The sequence below is a fragment of the Bradyrhizobium sp. B097 genome, assembly GCF_038957035.1.
Lineage (GTDB): Bacteria > Pseudomonadota > Alphaproteobacteria > Rhizobiales > Xanthobacteraceae > Bradyrhizobium.
This window is the reverse complement of sequence record NZ_CP152412.1, coordinates 4,207,001-4,224,251: the sequence shown is the minus strand read 5'-3', so window position 1 is coordinate 4,224,251 and position 17,251 is coordinate 4,207,001. Positions and strand designations below refer to the sequence as shown.

The 17,251-nt window shown below is 65.1% G+C and carries 17 protein-coding genes; 6 read left to right on the top strand and 11 right to left on the bottom strand.

Annotated elements, in window-relative coordinates; translation table 11 throughout:
- Positions 1-83: 83 nt before the first annotated feature.
- The 4 genes from AAFG07_RS19845 (at position 84) to AAFG07_RS19830 (ending at position 5,200) form a co-directional block, all read left to right on the top strand.
- Positions 84-1,214, top strand: a complete 1,131-nt coding sequence (locus AAFG07_RS19845; RefSeq protein ID WP_342728715.1) for a PspA/IM30 family protein — start codon at positions 84-86, stop codon at positions 1,212-1,214.
- The gene (locus tag AAFG07_RS19840; RefSeq protein ID WP_342728714.1) at positions 1,211-1,873 is read left to right on the top strand and encodes an OB-fold-containig protein; all 663 of its coding nucleotides are present in this window, start codon (positions 1,211-1,213) and stop codon (positions 1,871-1,873) included. The genes AAFG07_RS19845 and AAFG07_RS19840 overlap by 4 nt, the downstream gene beginning before the upstream one ends.
- A gap of 3 nt (positions 1,874-1,876) precedes the next feature.
- Complete coding sequence (locus tag AAFG07_RS19835; RefSeq protein ID WP_342728713.1) at positions 1,877-3,643, top strand: flotillin domain-containing protein; 1,767 nt, start codon at positions 1,877-1,879, stop codon at positions 3,641-3,643.
- Positions 3,644-3,958: 315 nt separating this feature from the next.
- The gene (locus tag AAFG07_RS19830; protein WP_342728712.1) at positions 3,959-5,200 is read left to right on the top strand and encodes an MFS transporter; all 1,242 of its coding nucleotides are present in this window, start codon (positions 3,959-3,961) and stop codon (positions 5,198-5,200) included.
- A 110-nt stretch (positions 5,201-5,310) separates the two neighbouring features.
- On the opposite strand, the gene AAFG07_RS19825 is transcribed toward AAFG07_RS19830, so the two are convergent.
- Complete coding sequence (locus tag AAFG07_RS19825) at positions 5,311-6,564, bottom strand: adenylate/guanylate cyclase domain-containing protein (RefSeq protein WP_342728711.1); 1,254 nt, start codon at positions 6,562-6,564, stop codon at positions 5,311-5,313.
- Between the two features lie 176 nt (positions 6,565-6,740).
- Between AAFG07_RS19825 and AAFG07_RS19820 the strand changes: the two genes are divergently transcribed.
- On the top strand, positions 6,741-6,932 hold the full coding sequence (locus AAFG07_RS19820) for a hypothetical protein (RefSeq protein ID WP_342728710.1): 192 nt from the start codon (positions 6,741-6,743) through the stop codon (positions 6,930-6,932).
- 45 nt (positions 6,933-6,977) lie between these two features.
- Here AAFG07_RS19820 and AAFG07_RS19815 read toward each other — a convergent pair whose 3' ends face one another.
- The 4 genes from AAFG07_RS19815 to recO all read right to left on the bottom strand — a co-directional run bounded on the left by AAFG07_RS19815 (position 6,978) and on the right by recO (position 12,158).
- On the bottom strand, positions 6,978-7,781 hold the full coding sequence (locus AAFG07_RS19815; protein ID WP_342729193.1) for an N-acyl homoserine lactonase family protein: 804 nt from the start codon (positions 7,779-7,781) through the stop codon (positions 6,978-6,980).
- A gap of 148 nt (positions 7,782-7,929) precedes the next feature.
- Positions 7,930-8,907: a cation diffusion facilitator family transporter gene (locus AAFG07_RS19810; protein WP_342728709.1), complete on the bottom strand. Its 978-nt coding sequence runs from the start codon at positions 8,905-8,907 to the stop codon at positions 7,930-7,932.
- A 173-nt stretch (positions 8,908-9,080) separates the two neighbouring features.
- Positions 9,081-11,336, bottom strand: a complete 2,256-nt coding sequence (gene parC, locus AAFG07_RS19805) for a DNA topoisomerase IV subunit A (protein WP_342728708.1) — start codon at positions 11,334-11,336, stop codon at positions 9,081-9,083.
- Positions 11,337-11,408: 72 nt separating this feature from the next.
- Entirely contained in the window at positions 11,409-12,158 is a 750-nt protein-coding gene (gene recO, locus AAFG07_RS19800) for a DNA repair protein RecO (RefSeq protein WP_342728707.1), read from the bottom strand.
- Positions 12,159-12,512: 354 nt separating this feature from the next.
- Here recO and AAFG07_RS19795 point away from each other — a divergent pair, with 354 nt between their 5' ends.
- Positions 12,513-12,818 (top strand): hypothetical protein, encoded by a 306-nt coding sequence (locus AAFG07_RS19795; RefSeq protein ID WP_342728706.1) that lies wholly within the window; start codon positions 12,513-12,515, stop codon positions 12,816-12,818.
- Between the two features lie 13 nt (positions 12,819-12,831).
- On the opposite strand, the gene AAFG07_RS19790 is transcribed toward AAFG07_RS19795, so the two are convergent.
- The 6 genes from AAFG07_RS19790 to AAFG07_RS19765 all read right to left on the bottom strand — a co-directional run bounded on the left by AAFG07_RS19790 (position 12,832) and on the right by AAFG07_RS19765 (position 17,221).
- Positions 12,832-13,212: a hypothetical protein gene (locus AAFG07_RS19790; protein WP_092114758.1), complete on the bottom strand. Its 381-nt coding sequence runs from the start codon at positions 13,210-13,212 to the stop codon at positions 12,832-12,834.
- Between the two features lie 44 nt (positions 13,213-13,256).
- The gene (gene era, locus AAFG07_RS19785) at positions 13,257-14,180 is read right to left on the bottom strand and encodes a GTPase Era (RefSeq protein WP_342728705.1); all 924 of its coding nucleotides are present in this window, start codon (positions 14,178-14,180) and stop codon (positions 13,257-13,259) included.
- Positions 14,173-14,994 carry a ribonuclease III gene (rnc, locus tag AAFG07_RS19780; protein ID WP_050422613.1) on the bottom strand — a complete coding sequence of 274 codons (822 nt, stop codon included), beginning with the start codon at positions 14,992-14,994 and terminating at the stop codon, positions 14,173-14,175. Before rnc ends, era begins: the two co-directional genes overlap by 8 nt.
- Entirely contained in the window at positions 14,991-15,752 is a 762-nt protein-coding gene (lepB, locus tag AAFG07_RS19775; protein WP_092114761.1) for a signal peptidase I, read from the bottom strand. The genes rnc and lepB overlap by 4 nt, the downstream gene beginning before the upstream one ends.
- A 282-nt stretch (positions 15,753-16,034) precedes the next feature.
- Entirely contained in the window at positions 16,035-16,451 is a 417-nt protein-coding gene (acpS, locus tag AAFG07_RS19770; RefSeq protein ID WP_342728704.1) for a holo-ACP synthase, read from the bottom strand.
- The gene (locus AAFG07_RS19765; RefSeq protein WP_342728703.1) at positions 16,448-17,221 is read right to left on the bottom strand and encodes a pyridoxine 5'-phosphate synthase; all 774 of its coding nucleotides are present in this window, start codon (positions 17,219-17,221) and stop codon (positions 16,448-16,450) included. Before AAFG07_RS19765 ends, acpS begins: the two co-directional genes overlap by 4 nt.
- Positions 17,222-17,251: the final 30 nt, after the last annotated feature.

Below are 17,251 nucleotides of genomic sequence, written 5' to 3'. Positions count from 1 at the left end.
ATTTGCAACTGCATCTAGGCTCACGAAAATGATACTGACTGCCCGTCTTGTAAAGCACTGAGGAAGTGCTTTACGTTAGACGCATGATCAAGCTGCCCGTCGAGACGCCAACCGCAACGCTGCGTTACGCCCTCGCTCCCGACCCGTCGGGCATCGAGGCGATCGAGGCGACCTTTGCGGCCTACGACCGGATGATGGCGATCCTCGCCGAGGTCGCGCCCGTCGGCGCCAACCTCGTCTCGCTGCACGCCCAGGCCTACGAGAGGATCCGCAAGGAGACCGGCCTGCCCGCGCGGCTGGTGACGCTCGGTCTGCGCGACCGTGCCAACTACATCGCAGGCGCCGCCGTCCGCAGGATACCGCTCGACGACAAGTTGTTTGCGATCAAGGGTCCAACTTCACTGACCATTAGCACTGTCAGCGGACGCGTCTTGGTGCCGTTCGACGTGCCGGGATATGTCTCGGGCTGGGAAAGCCCCTTCCCGGCGCATTTGATCTCGGATGGACGCGGCTACGAAATCCACATCGCCGTCAAATCGAAATCAGCACAACCGGAGGAGAAGACCATGCTTCACGAAGGCATCCTTGCGCGCATGGGCCGGCTTCTTGCCGCCATCGCAAGTCAGACCATCGACAACGTCGAGAGCAACAACAAGGTCGCGCTGGTCAAGCAGGCGATCCGCGAGATCGACGCCGGTGCCGACGAAGCGCGCTATGCGCTCGGCAAATCGCGCGCCGAGGAATTCCGCTTGAAGAGGCGGCGCGAAGAACTGGATACCGAGACGACTGCTCTGAACGAGAAGATCCGTCTCGCACTTGCGGAAAGTCGCGAGGATCTCGCGCGCGCCGGCGTCGCACGGCAAATCGACCTGGAGTCGCAGGTGATCGCGCTGGAACGCGCGATGGATTTCATCGAACTCGAGATCGACGAGCAGACCAAGGCGCTGCAAGCCATGCTCGGCGCGCGCCGCGAGGCAGAGGCGCGACTAGCCGATTTCGAACAAAGTCTGATCCGCGAGGCCAAGGACGAAACCAGCCGGGGCCCATCGACGACCAATACATTGAGTGCCGAACGCGCCATGGCGGCGATCGCCCGGGTCACCGGTGTCCCCGCCTCCAGCGTGCTCGGCGACAAGGAGCTTGACGAACTCGATCGCCTGCACCGCGAAAAGGAAATCGCGGCGCGGCTTGAAAGGATCAAGTCAGAAAAATGAGTGCAGTTGGCGACATTCTGCTCGCCCCGGACGTGCGGCCCTTCGCGGTCGCGGCTGCGATCATGGTGGCACTTGGCGGTATCGAGCTGCTGACCACCATGGTCGGACTTTCGATCAGCGAACTCGTCGGCAAGGATTTCGCGGTCGAGGCCGAGAGCCACAACGCTCTCAGTGGCCTGTTTCTCTGGATCAACGCCGGGCGGCTTCCCCTCCTGATCCTGATCATCCTGATACTTGGCATATTCTCGATCGGAGGCTTCCTGCTTCAGGGACTGGCGCATGCCGCAGGCACCGCCATCCCGGTCTCGATTGCCGCGGTGGTGGCTGCCGCCGGCAGCGTCCCCGTGATCAGAACTACGAGCCGCGGCCTCGCCCGCATCATTCCGCGCGACGAGAGCTATGCGGTCAACGACAGCGACTTTGTCGGCAAGGTCGCAACCGTGTCGGTCGGCCCGCTCGATCAGGGCCTGCCCGGCAGGGTCCGTCTCAAGGATGTCTTCGGCAACTGGCACACCGTGTCGGCGCGGGCCAGCGCGGAGTCCGAGGCATTGCCGGTCGGCGCCAGCGTGTTGCTGGTCGATCGCGATGCCAAGGGATTCATTGCGATTGCCGCTCCTTCCGACCTCATTGAACAACAACAATCTTCCAACAGGGCATAACATATGTGGGAACTTGCTGTACCCGTCGCCATTGGCGTCCTCGCTATCCTCGTCATTGGCCTGCTTTTCGCAAAACTCTACAAGCGCTCGACGCGCGATGAGGCCTATGTGCGCACCGGCCTCGGCGGTCAGAAGGTGGTGCTCGACGGCGGCTCGCTGGTGCTGCCGATCTTCCACTCCACCGCCGCGGTGAACCTGAAGACGCTGCGGCTCGAGGTCGCGCGCGGCGGTCCGGACTCGCTGATCACCAAGGACCGCATGCGCGTCGATATCGGCGCAGAGTTCTATCTGCGCGTCAAACCCGACTCTTCGTCGATCGCGCTGGCCGCGCAGACGCTCGGCAACCGCACCAATGACGCCGCCGAGCTCCGCGAGCTGGTCGAGGCCAAATTCGTCGACGGCCTGCGCTCGGTCGCCGCGACCATGAACCTCGAGGAATTGCAGGAGCAGCGCGCGACCTTCGTCAAGGCGGTGCAGGACGCGGTCGGCGCCGACATCCAGAACAACGGTCTCGAGCTCGAGTCGGTGTCGCTGACCCGGCTCGACCAGAGCGACATCAAGCACTTCAACCCGAGTAATTTCTTCGACGCGCACGGCCTCACCACGCTGACCAAGATCACCAAGGAGCGTGAGCAGGAGCGCAACCAGATCGTCCGCACCACCGAGGTCAATATCGCGCAACAGGACCTGGTGGCACGGCAGACCACGCTGACGATCGAAAGCACCAAGCGCGAGGCCGAGCTCGCCCAACAGCGCGACATCGCCAACAAGACCGCCGCGATGCGCGCGCAGACGGCGCAGGTCGAGCAGACCGCGTTGCAGAACGAAGCCGAATACCGCATCCAGCAGGAGCTTGCGGTCGCCAACAAGCAGACCGAGGCCAACCAGGCTCGCGACACCCGCAAGATCGAGGCCGATCTCGCCGTGAAGCGCCGCACCACCGAAACCGACCGCGAGCTGCAGATCGTGGCGCAGGAGGCCGCGATCGCGGTCGCCACCAAGAGCAAGGAGCAGTCGGAAGCCCAGACCATCGCCGAGACCGCGCGCGCCCTCGCGATCGCAGCCGAGGAAAAGGTCACCACCGCCCGCGCCACCGAGGTCGCCGAGCGCGACAAGATCATCAATGTGATCGCCGCGCGCAAGGTTGCCGAAACCAACGCGATGCCGATCACCGTGATGGCGGAGGCCGAAAAGCAGGCTGCGGCCAACAAGGCCGAGGCCACCAACGTGCTGGCGAAAGCCGACGCCAATGCCGCCACCACCCGCGCCGCCGGCGTCAAGGCGCTCGGCCAGGCCGAAGCGGAAGTCGCGACGTTGAAGGCCGAGGCGCGCAACAAATTGAGTGCCGACATGATCGCCTACGATCTCAACCTCGCGCGGATCAACGTGATCCCGAGCGCGCTCGCCGAGGCGGTGAAGCCGATCGAGAAGATCTCCGACATCCGGATCTTCGACACCGGCGGCATGCTCGGCCGCGGCGGCGCCAACGGCCATGCCAACGGCAATGGCGGGGGCAATGGCGGTCTTGGGCTCGGCGACGGCCTCGCCGCGCAGTTGCTGTCGGTCTCGGCGTTCAAGCCGATGATCGACAAGATCCTCGCAGAGGCAGGCTTCCCGGCCGGGCCCGACGCACTCACCAGCCTGACCAGCGCGCTGGCGCAGCGCAAGACGGAGGTCGCTCCGGCGCCTGCGGCCAGTGACGACAGCCGGCCCGCGACATTGGTCGGCACCATCACCGGCCAGCTCGCGGCAGGGCCTTCGCCGCAATGAAGTGACCGCGCTCTGATGGCAAGCGCACTTCACCTCTCCCGCTTGCGGGGGAGGTCGGATCGCATCGAAGATGCGATCCGGGTGGGGGCTCTCTCCACGATGCGACTCGCGGATAGACCCCCACCCTAACCCTCCCCCGCAAGCGGGAGAGGGAACGCACGTCCGATGCGGCTGCTGCACTCAATCTCACTTCCGCTGGAAAGGCCCGCCTCTCACGACGGGCCTTGTTTTTGGCGTTGTCGGGAAACGGGTGGGATCGGGCGTCTTCCAACCACACACTATGGCCAGATCGAATTTCCCCTTAAGGATTCTGCCATGTCCGCCGACACGCCTCGCCTGCCAAGCACCTTCAATCGCCTGGCCTGGTCCAACCTCGCCGCGCAATCGGCCGAGCAGATCGCGCTTGCGGCCGCGCCCATCGTCGCCGTGCTGGTGCTCGGCGTCGGCGAAGGCCAGACCGGCCTGTTGCAGACCGCACTGACGCTGCCCTTCATCCTGTTTGCAATTCCCGCAGGCCTGCTGGCCGACCGCGTGTCGCGGCGCTGGGTGATGGCAGGCTCCGAGGCGCTGCGCGCCGCCGCCCTGGCCGCGATCCTGCTGTTGCTGTGGCTCGGCGCGATGACGTTGCCGCTGCTCGCCCTGCTCGGCTTCATCGCGGTCTGCGGCACGGTTGCCTATAGCGTCGCAGCTCCTGCGCTGGTCCCGTCCCTGGTGACGTCGCAGCAATTGCCGGCGGCGAATGCCCGTATCGAACTTGCGCGCACCGTCGCTTTCGCCAGCGGCCCCGCGCTCGGCGGCGTGCTGGTCGGCTGGGTCGGTGCCGCGCCCGCATTCGGCTTCGCCGCCGCGCTGTCGGCAATCGCGGTCGTGCTGCTCGCCGGCATCTACGAGCCGGCGCGCCAGCCTGCCCCGCGACGCCATCCGTTGCAGGACATCAAGGAAGGCGCCGCCTTCGTGATGCATCACGCCTTGCTGCGGCCGGTGTTCATCACCCAGTTCATCTTCAACACCGCGTCCTTCCTGCTGCTCGCCGTGTTCGTGCCCTATGCGGTGCGCCATCTCGGGCTCAGCGCCACCGGCGTCGGTACGACGCTCGCGATGTACGGCGTCGGCATGGTAGTCGGCGCGCTGTTCGCAACCCGCGTCATGAAGCGGCTGGCGTTCGGCACCGTGATCGGGCTCGGCCCGGTCACCGGCCTCGTCGCCTCACTCGTGATGGCGTTGACCACCTGGATTGCGACGCCGCTGCTCGCGGGCCTCGGCTTCTTCCTGCTCGGCGTCGGCCCGATCCTGTGGGTGATCTCGACCACCACGCTGCGGCAATCGGTGACACCGCCCTCGCTGCTCGGCCGCGTCTCCGCGATCAACATCATGAGCTACGGCGCCCGCCCGCTCGGCTCCGCACTCGGCGCCGTCGTCGGTGGCCTCTACGGCGCCGAAGCCTGCCTCTATCTCGCGGCCGCGATCTTCGCTGCCCAGGCGCTGGTGATCCTGATGTCGCCGGCGGTGTCGCTCAGGCGGCAGCCCGACATGGTCGGCGAACCCGCGCGGTGCTAATCTCGCCCCTCAACGTCATTGCGAGCGGAGCGAAGCAATCCATCTGTCCGCATATGCGGGACGATGGATTGCTTCGTCGCTTCGCTCCTCGCAATGACGGTGGAAAGACCTCAGCTCGCCAGATACCACTCGTACTTGCCGCCGACGACCTCGTCGGCGATAACAGCCGGATCCAGCGTATAGAGATCCTGCGCGTGGCTGATGCCGCGCAAGACGAAACGGCCGGTGGAGACCAGATAATTGCGGCCGGCGGCGTCGAGGCCGGTGCGGAAATCGGTCGAGGTCAGCAGCTCGCGGTCGACCGAGGCGCACATCGAGGCGATCCGGCTGACCTCGTTGACGGCAGGCCCGACCACGGTGAAATCCAGCCGGTCCTCGCTGCCGATATTGCCGTAGAAGACCTCGCCGACATGGAGGCCGACATAAGCCGTGGTCGTTGGCCGGTTCTCGTTCTCGCGGCGATCGTTCAGCACGCGCATGTTATGGCGGAATCTGTGCTCGGCGCGCAGCGCCGCGCGCCTGGAGTTTGCCATGTTCTCGCTGGTGAACATCGCCAGCACGCCGTCGCCGATCAGCTTCAACACTTCGCCGCCGGCATCATGGATCGCGTCGATCGAGGCCTGCGCGTAATCGTTGAGGAACGGAATGATCTCGTCCGGGCCGATGCGCTCGCTGATCGCGGTCGAGCCGCGCACGTCGGAGTACCACAGCACGGCCTTGATCTTCTCGGTGATGCCGCGCTGCATGCGCCCACGCAGCACCTGCTCCGCCGTCTCGCGGCCGAGATAGACCCGCCCGAGCGTGCGGGCGATCTCGACCTGGGCGGCCGATTTGATCGCGAGCCCGAGCACCGGCACCAGGTCGCGCAGCGCCGACATGTGGTTCTCGTCGAAGCCATCCGAACGGCGGGTGGTGTAGTAGGAGTAGAAGCAGTCCATCTCGCCGATCGTGCCGGCCTCGCCGAAGCGATGCACGAAGGCGGCGAAGTGCTTGTGGCCCTTCTCGGCGAGGTCGCCGATCATCGAAAAATCGTGCGAGCCGTTGAGGTCGATCACCATCTCGTCATGGCCGTTTTCGAGCATGTGATGGAACGCCGACCGCCGCCAGTTCTGGCTGGCCTCGCCGCTGCTGGTCGAGCCGTATTCGAAGATGTCGGCCTCGTTGCTCTCGCCGTCGTTCCAGCGGAAGCCGCGCCCTTCGAAGATCGGATGCAGGGTGTCGATGAAGACGATCGCCCGCGACAACGGCATGCCGGCGGCCCGGCAGCGCTCGCAGAAGCCACGCAGCAGGTCGTTTTCCGGCAGGCCGGTCAGACCCTGGCGGACCAGCCAATTCATGAGGCGCAAACGGGGCGTGAGTTCCATACGTCGGATTATGCCGGGCAATTGGTGCGGGAGGAAGGGCTGGTCGTCGCGTGACAGATGCGGACGCTCGTCCAGCATTGCAAGGCCGCCCCGCCTCACCATTTTCGGGCGGAACGACGCCGCCGAACGGCGGCGATTCCGCTTCCCTTTGCCCCGGCCTTCGCGCAAAAGGGCGCATGGATAACGACGCCTGCCAGCCGAACCCGATCCGACGCCTCATGCGATGGGCGATCACCCCGCCGCAATCCTATGGGGTCTATCTGGCCGGCATCGTCCTGGTCTACGCCCTGTCGTTCTACGCCGGCACGATGAAGCCAAAGCACGCGCCCGCCCCGCCGGTGACCGCGCCGTCCGCCCCGCACAGTTGATCAGGCCGATCGGGGCTGGTCGAAAGCGAACGGCGCCGAAGCGGTTCAGTCATAGAAATCCGGCGACAGTTTCAGCCCGTCGCGCTGCGCCTTGTCGTGGTTGATCCAGAGCTGCGCCTTCTCGCTCGCCAGCGTGTCGGCGATCTTCTGCATCGAGGCCAGCGTCTGCTCTTTGCTCGCATTCAAGGCCGGCACGCGCCGATTGTCCCAATTATCCTTGAAGTGAACGGCATCGCCGGTCAGCACGATCGCGCCGGTATTCGGCAGCTTCACCAGCAGCGACTGGTGGCCGGGCGTGTGGCCCGGCGTCGACAGGATGGTGACGCTGCCGTCGCCGAACACGTCGCGATCACCCTCGAGCTTCGTCACGGGATGCTCCGGCTTGAAGCGCGGCGCGTTGTTGGCACCGGGCCATTCATACTCCGCCTTCTGCACATACAGCATCGCCGCCGGGAACATCTCGACATTGCCGATGTGATCGGGGTGGGTATGCGAGACCGCCATCGCCTTGATGTCCGACGGCTTCACCCCGAGCTGGTCGAGCTGCGCGGCCAGCGTCTTCGGCCGCCGCCAGGTCACAGCCTTGGGATCGGCAGGCGCGAGGCCGTTCGGCATCGCCGCGACCGCGTCGGGAATACCGGTGTCCCATAGGAACCAGCCCTGCGCGTGCTTGATCAGATAGCAATTGTCGACGAAGTCCATCGACTTGCCTTCATTGACGCCGGGCGACCAGCGCGAAATGTCGCCTGCAACGCCTTCACCGCAGTTGAGGATGTAGAGCCGCTCGACGCCTGATTTCGTCGGCTGGGCGTCCGCGGGTAGCACCGCGCCGACGACCCAGAGCAACATCGCAAGACCGATTGCCTTCTTCACGTTGCCCTCCATTGATCGAGCCCGCTCAACGCGTGCGGCCGCAATGTGCCGCCTCGTCGGCGGCCGTGGAAGACACGGACATGGGTCGATCGATCAATTGAACGCGAGTGAGGCTCGCCGCGGGCTAGACCATTTCCGCCGGCGCCAGCCGGCAGGTCTCGCTGCTGATCTCGACCTGCAGGGTCGCGTGGTGGATGCTGAATCGCTCCGACAGCTCGGCGCAAACCCGATGCAGGAAGACATCGTCATGTCCGCCGGGCCGCACCAGGTGTGCGGTCAACGCCGTCTCGCTGGTGCTCATCGCCCAGATGTGCAAATCGTGCACCTCAGTGACGCCCTCGAGCGCGCCGAGATAGTCCCTCACCTGCTTGAGATCGATGCTCCTCGGCACCGCGTCGAGCGCGAGGTTGACGCTGTCGCGGGCAAGCTCCCAGCCGCTCAGCAGCACCACCACGGCGATGACCAGGCTGATTGCCGGATCGAGCCACTGCCAGCCAGTCGCCATGATCAGCAGCGCGGCGATCACGACGCCGAACGAGACGCCGGCATCCGCTGCCATATGCAGATAGGCGCCGCGCACATTGAGGTCGCTGTCGCGGCCGCGCATGAACAGCAGCGCCGTGCCGCCGTTGATCAAAATGCCGAGCGCCGCGACCCAGACCACGGTCCAGCTTGCGACCTCGGCCGGCTCACGGAAGCGGTTGATCGCCTCGACCGCGATGCCGCCGACCGCGATCAACAGCAGCCCGGCATTGAACAATGCCGCCAGGATCGAGGCACGGCGGTAGCCATAGGTGTGGGTGTCGGTCGGGCGCCGGCCGGAGAGCCACGCCCCGCCCCAGGCCAGCAGCAGCGCGATGACATCGGAGAGATTGTGAACGGCGTCGGAGACCAGCGCCAGCGAGTTGGCGGAGTAGCCGAAGATCAGCTCCGCGATGACGAAGGCCGTGTTCAGCGACGCGCCGACCGCAAACGCCGTACCGAAACTATCGGGCGCGTGGCTGTGCCCGGCGTGCGCGTGCCCGGCATGGGAATGTCCAGCGTGGGAATGTCCATGAGAATGACCGCTGTGGTCATGGTCGTGGTCGTGATTATGCGCCATGGCAACCGTCGCCCGATATCGTCGGCGACGGTTATAGCGCGGTGAAATGTGGATACTATCACACCGCGCCAGTTGACGGCGTAGCCCGGATGAAGCGCAGCGCAATCCGGGATCGTTGCCAAACGCGACAGCGGCCCCGGATTTCGCTGCGCTTCATCCGGGCTACAACACCGCTATTCCACGCCGCGATTGAACTTGTTCGACTTCGGCAGGCCGTGAGCGAGCCGGCCGGCATCGGCGCGGTTGCCGCGCCAGTCGGCCAGTTCCTTCAACGTCATGCTGTGCTCACGGCCGGCGGAATCCTTCCAGGTCAGGCCGGCCTTGGCGTCGAACACCGCGACATCGGACAGTTCCGAGCTGCTGTACTTCTGCAGCCGAACGCCGCGGCCACGCGCCATCTCCGGCACCTGGTCGAGACCGAACAGCACCATCTTGTGGTTGGTGCCGATCACGGCAACGGTGTCGCCGTTCACGGTCGTGATCGCACGGGCCTCGTTCGGCATCTCGACATTGAGCACCTGCTTGCCCTTGCGGGTGTTGCCGACGCAGTCCTCTTCCTTGACGACGAAGCCCTGTCCTTCGCTGCTGGCGATCAGGAATTTGCGCTCGCCCTTGTTGACGAACAGCGAGATGATCGCGGCGTCCTGCTCGAGGTCGATGAACATGCGGATCGGCTCGCCATGGCCGCGGCCGCCCGGCAGCTTGGCGACATCGAGCGAGTAGAACTTGCCGTTGGTGGCGAACAGCAGCAGCTTCGAGGTGGTCTCGGCAAAGAACGAGTGCTCGAGCTTGTCGTCGGTCTTGAAAGCGAGCCCCGAGAGATCCTCGACGTGGCCCTTCAGCGTCCGCACCCAGCCCTTCTCGGAGATCACGACGGTGCACGGCTCGCGCTCGACCAGGGCTTCCTCGATCGCGGCGAGATCATGTTCGGGCGCATCGGCGAAAGTGGTGCGGCGCTTGCCGAGCGGGGTCTTGGGCCCGAAGATATCGCGGACCTTGCGGACCTGATCGCTGACCTTGGCCCATTGCTCGGTCTCGGAGCCGAGCAGGCCCTCGATGCCCTTCAGCTCCTTGCGCAGCTCCTTGTCCTCGGTGCGGATCTCCATCTCCTCCAGCCGGCGCAGATTGCGCAGGCGCATGTTGAGGATGGCGTCGGCCTGGACGTCTGTGAGGTTGAAGGTCTTCATCAAGACCGGCTTCGGCTCGTCCTCGGTGCGGATGATCTTGATCACCTTGTCGAGGTTCAGATAGGCGACGAGGTGGCCGCCCAGCACTTCCAGGCGGTGCTCGATCTGAGTCTTGCGGAAGTTGGAACGGCGGACCAGCACGTCGCGCAGATGGTCGAGCCACTCGCGCAGGCACTCGGCAAGGCCGACCACCTTCGGGATGCGGCCCTTGATCAGCACGTTCAGGTTCAGCGAGATCTTGCTTTCCAGCTCGGTCAGCCGGAACAGCGATTCCATCATCAGCGCCGGATCGACGGTGCGCGATTTCGGCTCGATCACGAGGCGGATGTCTTCGGCGGACTCGTCGCGGACATCGCCGACCAGCGGCAGCTTTTTCTCGTTGATGAGTTCGGCGATCTTCTCGACGATCCGCGACTTCTGCACCAGCCACGGAATCTCGGTGACGACGATCACCCAGGTGCCACGCGCGCCCTCCTCCTGGGTCCAGCGCGCGCGGGTGCGGAACGAGCCGCGGCCCGTGGTGTAGGCCTCGACGATCGATTCCTTGGAATCGACGACGATGCCGCCGGTCGGGAAGTCCGGGCCCTTGACCCATTTCAGCAGCGCCTTGGACTTGGCGTCGGGCTTCTCGATCAGATGCAGCGCGGCGTCGCAGAGCTCGGCGGCGTTGTGCGGCGGGATCGAGGTCGCCATGCCGACCGCGATGCCCTGCGCACCGTTGGCGAGCAGGTTCGGGAAGCCGCCCGGCAACACCACCGGCTCTTTCGTCTGGCCGTCGTAGTTGAGGCGGAATTCAACGCCGTCCTCGTCGATACCTTCGAGCAAGAGCCGCGCGACCTCGGTCATGCGCGCTTCGGTGTAGCGGTAGGCGGCCGCATTGTCGCCGTCGATATTGCCGAAATTGCCCTGCCCGTCGACCAGCGGGTAGCGCGAGGAGAAATCCTGCGCGAGGCGCACCATGGCGTCATAGATCGCCTGGTCGCCATGCGGATGGAACGAGCCCATCACGTCGCCGACGATCTTGGCGGACTTCTTGAATGCCGCGCGCGGGTCGAGCCCGAGCAGGTCCATGCCGTAGAGGATGCGCCGGTGCACCGGCTTCAGCCCGTCGCGGGCATCCGGCAGCGCACGATGCATGATGGTCGAGAGCGCATAGGCGAGATAGCGCTCCTCGAGCGCATCACGCAGCGGCACCTCGTGAATTTCGGCCGGCTTTTCCGGCGGTACCTGTCGTTTTCCCATGGGGAGGCGTTAAACCTTGGCGGTGAATCGGGCAAGCCGCGAATCAACGGCAATTTAGGTCCCGAATCGGCCTTACGGAACCGCCGTTCGGCTTCGCGGCCTGGTCACGGCGTTGATAAACCCGTCGCGGGCGTCGGAATGGCCCTGACCGCGGGGCTCCAGCACGTGGCGGAGCAGGAACAGGCCGGTGATCTGGAAGCCGTCGCGCAGGTCCTGCTCCGACCAGCCGTTGGCGCCGCCTTCGCCTTCGCGCAGGAACGCCGGCAGCGGTAGCAGCCGGTCGCGCCACGGCTCGCCGGCGGCGCGGGACACGGCGCCGCCGGATTTCGGCGACACGTAGATCAGGTCGGTGGTCTCCCCGGTCGCCGCGCAGTTTTCCAGGTCGAGCCCGAAGCCGAGTTCGGTCAGCATCGCGAGCTCGAACCGGATCAGGTGCACGGCGGCGACACCGGCATCATCGAAATCGTCGAGCGTCCCCTGCAGCATCTCGTAGATGTCTTCATGCGGATCGCGTTCGGGCAGCAGCCGCGCCAGCGCCGCCAGATGCGTCACGCCATAGACCGCGTGCGACGAGGCGAGCAGCGTCGCCGCCCGCAGCCGGGTGCCTTCCAGCGCGTACATGCCGAGATGCTCGTCGAGCCGCGCCCGCCACACCGCGGTGACGCTGTTGCCGGGCTGCAGCAGCGGCCGCATCCGCGAGCTGGCGCCGCCGCGCACGAGACCGAGGTGACGGCCGTGCTCGCGCGTCAAGAGCTCGACGATGGCGGAGGATTCGCCATGCCGCCGCACGCCCAGCACGATGCCTTCGTCGGTCCATTCCATGAAAGAGAGACTACAGGATTCCAGCGCACCGCGCAGTCATCATACGCCGTCATGCCGACGGGCGATGGCGCTTGCACAATTTCGGAATATTGGAATGATGACGCTGAGTTGCCCGACGTGTCAAGTTGCCTGGCCGAGCGCGCCCGCCCCACCGGCTACTTTGCATGGGGTTGTTTTCGATATTTTGGCAGCGCCCCCCGCGACGGACCGAGCTCGCGGGTCCGCAGCTCAACGATAAGCGGAGGCTTCACCATGCCGCCGCGCCCCAGCACGATACCTGTCGGTCCATTCATATGCTAATTCCAGCGCGAACGGTCCGATTCAGAAGTTGTCGGCAGATGCGGGATCATCGCAATGGCTAGCCTGATTGTCGACCTGATCACCGGCCTGATCGAACTTGCGTACTGGGTGATCTGGGAAATACTTCCCTTGCTCTGCCTCTTCGCGGCATTCGCCGTGGTGTTCGTGGCAACATTCGGCAAAGTGAGCGTCGAATGGCCGGAGAAGCCCAGCAAGATCGGCTGGACCGGCATTCCACACGTGACGCGGCCGCCTCAGGGCCGCATGATCCTGTCGCCCGCGCTTGGGATCATTGTCGGCTTCATCATCTGGGCTGTCGTCTTCAGCGCGGTCGTGATCTTTCACGCCTACCGTTCGTAGATGACACCGCCCCTTACGCGTTGAACCAGCCCTGCGCGTCGCCGGTGAAGGAGTAATACAGCCCGGCCGTGGTCAGGATGCAGGACACCACCTCGATGGCGCTGTCGAGCTCCAGGCCCTTCTCGCCGATCACCTGCACCAGCGAGATCACCGACAGCACCAGCATCGCACCCAGCGCCCAGCGCGGCCAGTTCTTGCGGTGCTGCGCGGCGAGCCGGACGAAATACACCAGCAGCAGGATCATGCAGCCGGCGGTCAACGTCTCGCCGGTGATCATCTGATCAGTCCTCACGTCGGTCGGCGTGCGGTCCTGGAACGCCACCGACAACGCGTCGAGCGTCAGCGACAGATAGAGCAGCACCTCAAACCACAGCACATTTCTGGGCACATTCATTGCTTTGGGCACGCTCATTGCTCTGGGCACATTCAGGCGCCGGCTCATTCCTTTGGGAAGTCCAGTCCCATTTCCTTGTAGCGGTCGGGATCGTCGCCCCAGTTCTCGCGCACCTTGACGAACAGGAACAGGTGCACGGGAACGCCCATGATCTCGGCGATCTCGGCACGCGCCTGTGCGCCGATCGACTTGATGGTAGCGCCGCCCTTGCCGAGCACGATCTTGCGCTGGCTCTCGCGCTCGACAAAGATCGTCTGCTCGATGCGGATCGACTTGTCCTTGCGGTCGGTCCAACTGTCGGTCTCGACCGTCGACTGGTACGGCAATTCCTGATGCAGATGGCTGTAGATCTTCTCGCGGGTGATCTCGGCCGCCAGATGCCGCATCGGCGCATCCGACATCTGGTCCTCGGGATAGAGGAACGGTCCCGCCGGCACCAGCTTGGCCAGCGCCTCGCGCAGGTCGGCAACGCCGTCGCCCGACAGCGCCGAGATCATGAAGGTGTGCTCGAAGCGCATCCGTTCGTTGGCGGCCTGCGCCAGCGCCAGCAGCTTCTCGCGCTGCACGAGGTCGACCTTGTTCAGCACCAGGATCTTCGGATGCGCGACGGTTTCGAGCTTGGCGAGGATCGCGTTGGCCTCCTCGTCGATGCCCGACTTCGCATCGAGCAGCACACAGACGAGATCGGCATCGTGGGCGCCGCTCCAGGCGGTCGACACCATGGCGCGGTCGAGCCGGCGCCGCGGCGCGAAGATGCCGGGCGTGTCGACCAGGATGATCTGCGCGTTGCCCTCGATCACGATGCCGCGGATCAGCGCGCGCGTGGTCTGCACCTTGCGCGAAACGATGGTGACCTTGGAGCCCACCAGCGCGTTGACCAGCGTCGACTTGCCGACATTGGGCGCACCGATCAGCGCGACGAAGCCACAGCGCGTCGCTTCCCCCTGTTCCTTGGGTTCGTCAGTCATTGGTGCCGACGCCTTCACGCTCGATCATCGCGGATGCTGCTGCTTTCTCGGCCGCGCGCTTGTTGCCCCCGAGGCCCTCGGCGGAAGCCAGGCCCGGCAGGTCGACCGCAACGCGGAATTGTGGATCGTGGTGCGGGCCGGTGCGTTCGACCTCGCGATAGACCGGCGTCGGCAATCCCTTGCCCTGCGCCCATTCCTGCAACACGGTCTTGGGATCGCGCAGCGGCCGGCGCAGCTTGTGCATCCGCTCGGTCCAATTGCGCTCGACGAACTGGCGCGCGGCCTCGTAGCCGCCGTCGAGAAAGATCGCCCCGATCACCGCCTCGCAGATATCGCCGAGCACGGATTTGCGCAGCCGTGCGCCCTCGACCGCCTTCACCATGCCGAGCTTGATGTCCTCGAGCAGCCCGAGCGACTTGGCGACATCGGCGCAGCTTTCCTTGCGCACGAGATCGGCGAGCCGCTTCGACAATTCGCCCTCATCAGCCTTCGGGAACGCCCGGAACAGCATGTCGGACACGATCAGCCCGAGCACGTGGTCGCCGAGGAATTCCAGCCGCTGGTAGCTGTCGGCGCGGTTGCGGGTGGCGGGCTTCAGCGCGGAGACGTGGGTGAACGCAGTGGTCAGCAGCGCGGCATCCGAGAATGTATAGCCGATACGCGCCTCAGTGCCGGCGATCGCGGCCTTCTCTTCAGCCGCCTTGGCGGCCTTGCTGCGCCGCTTCTTCGGCGCGGCCGTGCTTTCGGCGGCGGGCGTCTGGCTCGGCTCGCCGGTGGGCGCTTGGTCGTTGATGGCTGCGGTATCGTCGTTCATCGCACGATGGAGAATAGGCGGTTCCACCGCACGGCGAACGGCCAGCGCCAGATCATCCAGGCCTGCTCGCCCTCGGCGATCGAGAAGAAGATCATCTGGGCACGCCCGATGATGTTCTCGAACGGCACGTAGCCGACCTGCGACAGGAAGCGGCTGTCGGTGGAGTTGTCGCGGTTGTCGCCCATCATGAAGAAATGCCCGGGCGGAACGGTGTAGACGATGGTGTTGTCCATGTAGCTGTTGTCGGTGCAGTCGAGCGACTCATAGCTGACGCCGTTCGGCAGCGTTTCCTTCCAGCGCTTGACCCGCGCGGTGGCGTCCGCCGAGCCGCAAGGATCCTCGCCGACGAAATCGCTCAGCCGCTCGCGCTTGATCGGCTCATCGTTGATGTAGAGCAGCCCGTTCCGGACTTCGATGCGGTCGCCCGGCAGTCCGATGACGCGCTTGATGTAATCGGTGGAGTCATCCCGCGGCAGGCGGAACACCACGATGTCGCCGCGGTTCGGCTCCGAGCCGAAGATGCGCCCCGAGAAGATGTTCGGCGAGAACGGGATCGAATAGTGGCTGTAGCCGTAGGAATATTTCGAGACGAACAGGTAGTCGCCGACCAAGAGCGTCGCCTTCATCGACCCCGAGGGGATGTTGAACGGCTGGAACAGGAAGGTGCGGATGACGAGCGCGATCAGAAGGGCATGGATGACGACACGGATGGTCTCGCCCAAGCCGCTCTCAGATTTGGTCCCGGTGGTCGCGCTCATTGCTTTCCCAATTCCCGCGGGCCGTGATGCCCACGCGGTGGCAGAACGTTCTCTCCACGCGAAGCGTTCGACCCCCGCGTGAGGAAAATGGCCTTGATTCTGATCTTGAGGGCAAATTCCGGCCTAAACCTGGAATCCGCGTCTCGCTCGATACCCTGCGGCGTTTTAGACGGTTGTTCGCAGGGGCGCAATCAATCGCCGCCTCAAAACTTCGCAATTCATTGAAATGTCAATGATTTTTTAGTTTGCTGAAGTTTTCCGGCAAATTCCGGCGCCGCCCGCTCATCTGGCGGGAGCAACCGCCGAAATTATGACGAAGGCCTGCGCCAGCGGCCAATCGTCCGTGATCGAAAGGTCGATCTGCGCCTGCATGCCCTCGGGCGTCAGCTCCTGGAGCCGGGCCAGCGCCCCACCGGTCAGCCGCATCGACGGCCGACCGCCCGGCAGGTTCACAACCCCCATGTCCTTCCACCACACCCCGCGCCGGATACCGGTGCCGAGTGCCTTGGAGCAGGCCTCCTTCGCGGCGAACCGCTTGGCGTAGGTTGCGACCACCATCTTCTCGCTGTTGGCCCGGCGCACCGCCTTGGCACGCTCGGCATCGGTGAAGATGCGATCGAGGAATCGCTCGCCATGGCGCTCGATCACCTTCGCAATCCGGGTGATGTCGATCAGGTCGGAGCCAATGCCGATGATCATGCGCTGACGACGCCTTGCGCCCTGGCGCGGCCGCGGTCCATCGCCGCACGCATCTCGCGCACCGTGGCGGCGATGCCGACGAACAGCGCCTCGCCCATCATGAAGTAACCGATGTTGAGCTCGCGGATTTCGGGCAGCGCGGAGATCGTCTCCGCGGTCTCATAGTCGAGCCCGTGGCCGGCATGGACCTCGAGCCCGGCCGCCTGCGCGAGCCTGGCGCCGGCGACGATGCGCTTCCACTCGGCCTCCGCCTTGTCCTTGTGACCGTCGACCACGGCGTCGCACCAGCCGCCGGTGTGGATCTCGATCACGGGCGCCTTCAGCTGCGCGGCCATCTCGATCTGCCTGGGATCGGCGGCGATGAACAGCGAGACCCGGATGCCGGCATCATTGAGCCGCGCGATGAACGGCGCCAGCGCATTGTGCTGGCCGACCACGTCGAGGCCGCCTTCAGTGGTGAGCTCCTGGCGCCGTTCCGGCACCAGGCAGACCGCGTGCGGCCTGGTGGCGAGCGAAATCCGCAGCATGTCATCGGTCGCCGCCATCTCGAAATTCAGCGGCTTGGAGATCTCGGCCTTGAGCCGCGCCATGTCCTCGTCGCGGATGTGACGGCGATCCTCGCGCAGATGCGCAGTGATGCCGTCGGCGCCGGCCGCGATCGCGGCAAGCGCCAGCCGCACCGGATCGGGCCGCGCCCCGCCACGCGCATTGCGCAGGGTCGCGACGTGATCGACATTGATACCGAGACGGAGCGGAGCAGCCTTTGACATGTCCCTAACCTGCAATTCTAGCCTGTCATG

Excerpts from the sequence above, each read along its gene's own strand:
- lepB (WP_092114761.1), bottom strand. The coding sequence starts at position 15,752 with ATGAGCGCGACCACCGGGACCAAATCTGAGAGCGGCTTGGGCGAGACC.
- acpS (WP_342728704.1), bottom strand. The coding sequence starts at position 16,451 with ATGATCATCGGCATTGGCTCCGACCTGATCGACATCACCCGGATTGCG.
- AAFG07_RS19845 (WP_342728715.1), top strand. The coding sequence starts at position 84 with ATGATCAAGCTGCCCGTCGAGACGCCAACCGCAACGCTGCGTTACGCC.
- AAFG07_RS19815 (WP_342729193.1), bottom strand. The coding sequence starts at position 7,781 with ATGTTGCTCTGGGTCGTCGGCGCGGTGCTACCCGCGGACGCCCAGCCG.
- AAFG07_RS19840 (WP_342728714.1), top strand. The coding sequence starts at position 1,211 with ATGAGTGCAGTTGGCGACATTCTGCTCGCCCCGGACGTGCGGCCCTTC.
- AAFG07_RS19810 (WP_342728709.1), bottom strand. The coding sequence starts at position 8,907 with ATGGCGCATAATCACGACCACGACCATGACCACAGCGGTCATTCTCAT.
- recO (WP_342728707.1), bottom strand. The coding sequence starts at position 12,158 with ATGGAATGGACCGACGAAGGCATCGTGCTGGGCGTGCGGCGGCATGGC.
- AAFG07_RS19825 (WP_342728711.1), bottom strand. The coding sequence starts at position 6,564 with ATGGAACTCACGCCCCGTTTGCGCCTCATGAATTGGCTGGTCCGCCAG.
- AAFG07_RS19835 (WP_342728713.1), top strand. The coding sequence starts at position 1,877 with ATGTGGGAACTTGCTGTACCCGTCGCCATTGGCGTCCTCGCTATCCTC.
- AAFG07_RS19790 (WP_092114758.1), bottom strand. The coding sequence starts at position 13,212 with ATGAATGTGCCCAGAAATGTGCTGTGGTTTGAGGTGCTGCTCTATCTG.
- AAFG07_RS19820 (WP_342728710.1), top strand. The coding sequence starts at position 6,741 with ATGGATAACGACGCCTGCCAGCCGAACCCGATCCGACGCCTCATGCGA.
- rnc (WP_050422613.1), bottom strand. The coding sequence starts at position 14,994 with ATGAACGACGATACCGCAGCCATCAACGACCAAGCGCCCACCGGCGAG.
- parC (WP_342728708.1), bottom strand. The coding sequence starts at position 11,336 with ATGGGAAAACGACAGGTACCGCCGGAAAAGCCGGCCGAAATTCACGAG.
- era (WP_342728705.1), bottom strand. The coding sequence starts at position 14,180 with ATGACTGACGAACCCAAGGAACAGGGGGAAGCGACGCGCTGTGGCTTC.
- AAFG07_RS19830 (WP_342728712.1), top strand. The coding sequence starts at position 3,959 with ATGTCCGCCGACACGCCTCGCCTGCCAAGCACCTTCAATCGCCTGGCC.
- AAFG07_RS19795 (WP_342728706.1), top strand. The coding sequence starts at position 12,513 with ATGGCTAGCCTGATTGTCGACCTGATCACCGGCCTGATCGAACTTGCG.
- AAFG07_RS19765 (WP_342728703.1), bottom strand. The coding sequence starts at position 17,221 with ATGTCAAAGGCTGCTCCGCTCCGTCTCGGTATCAATGTCGATCACGTC.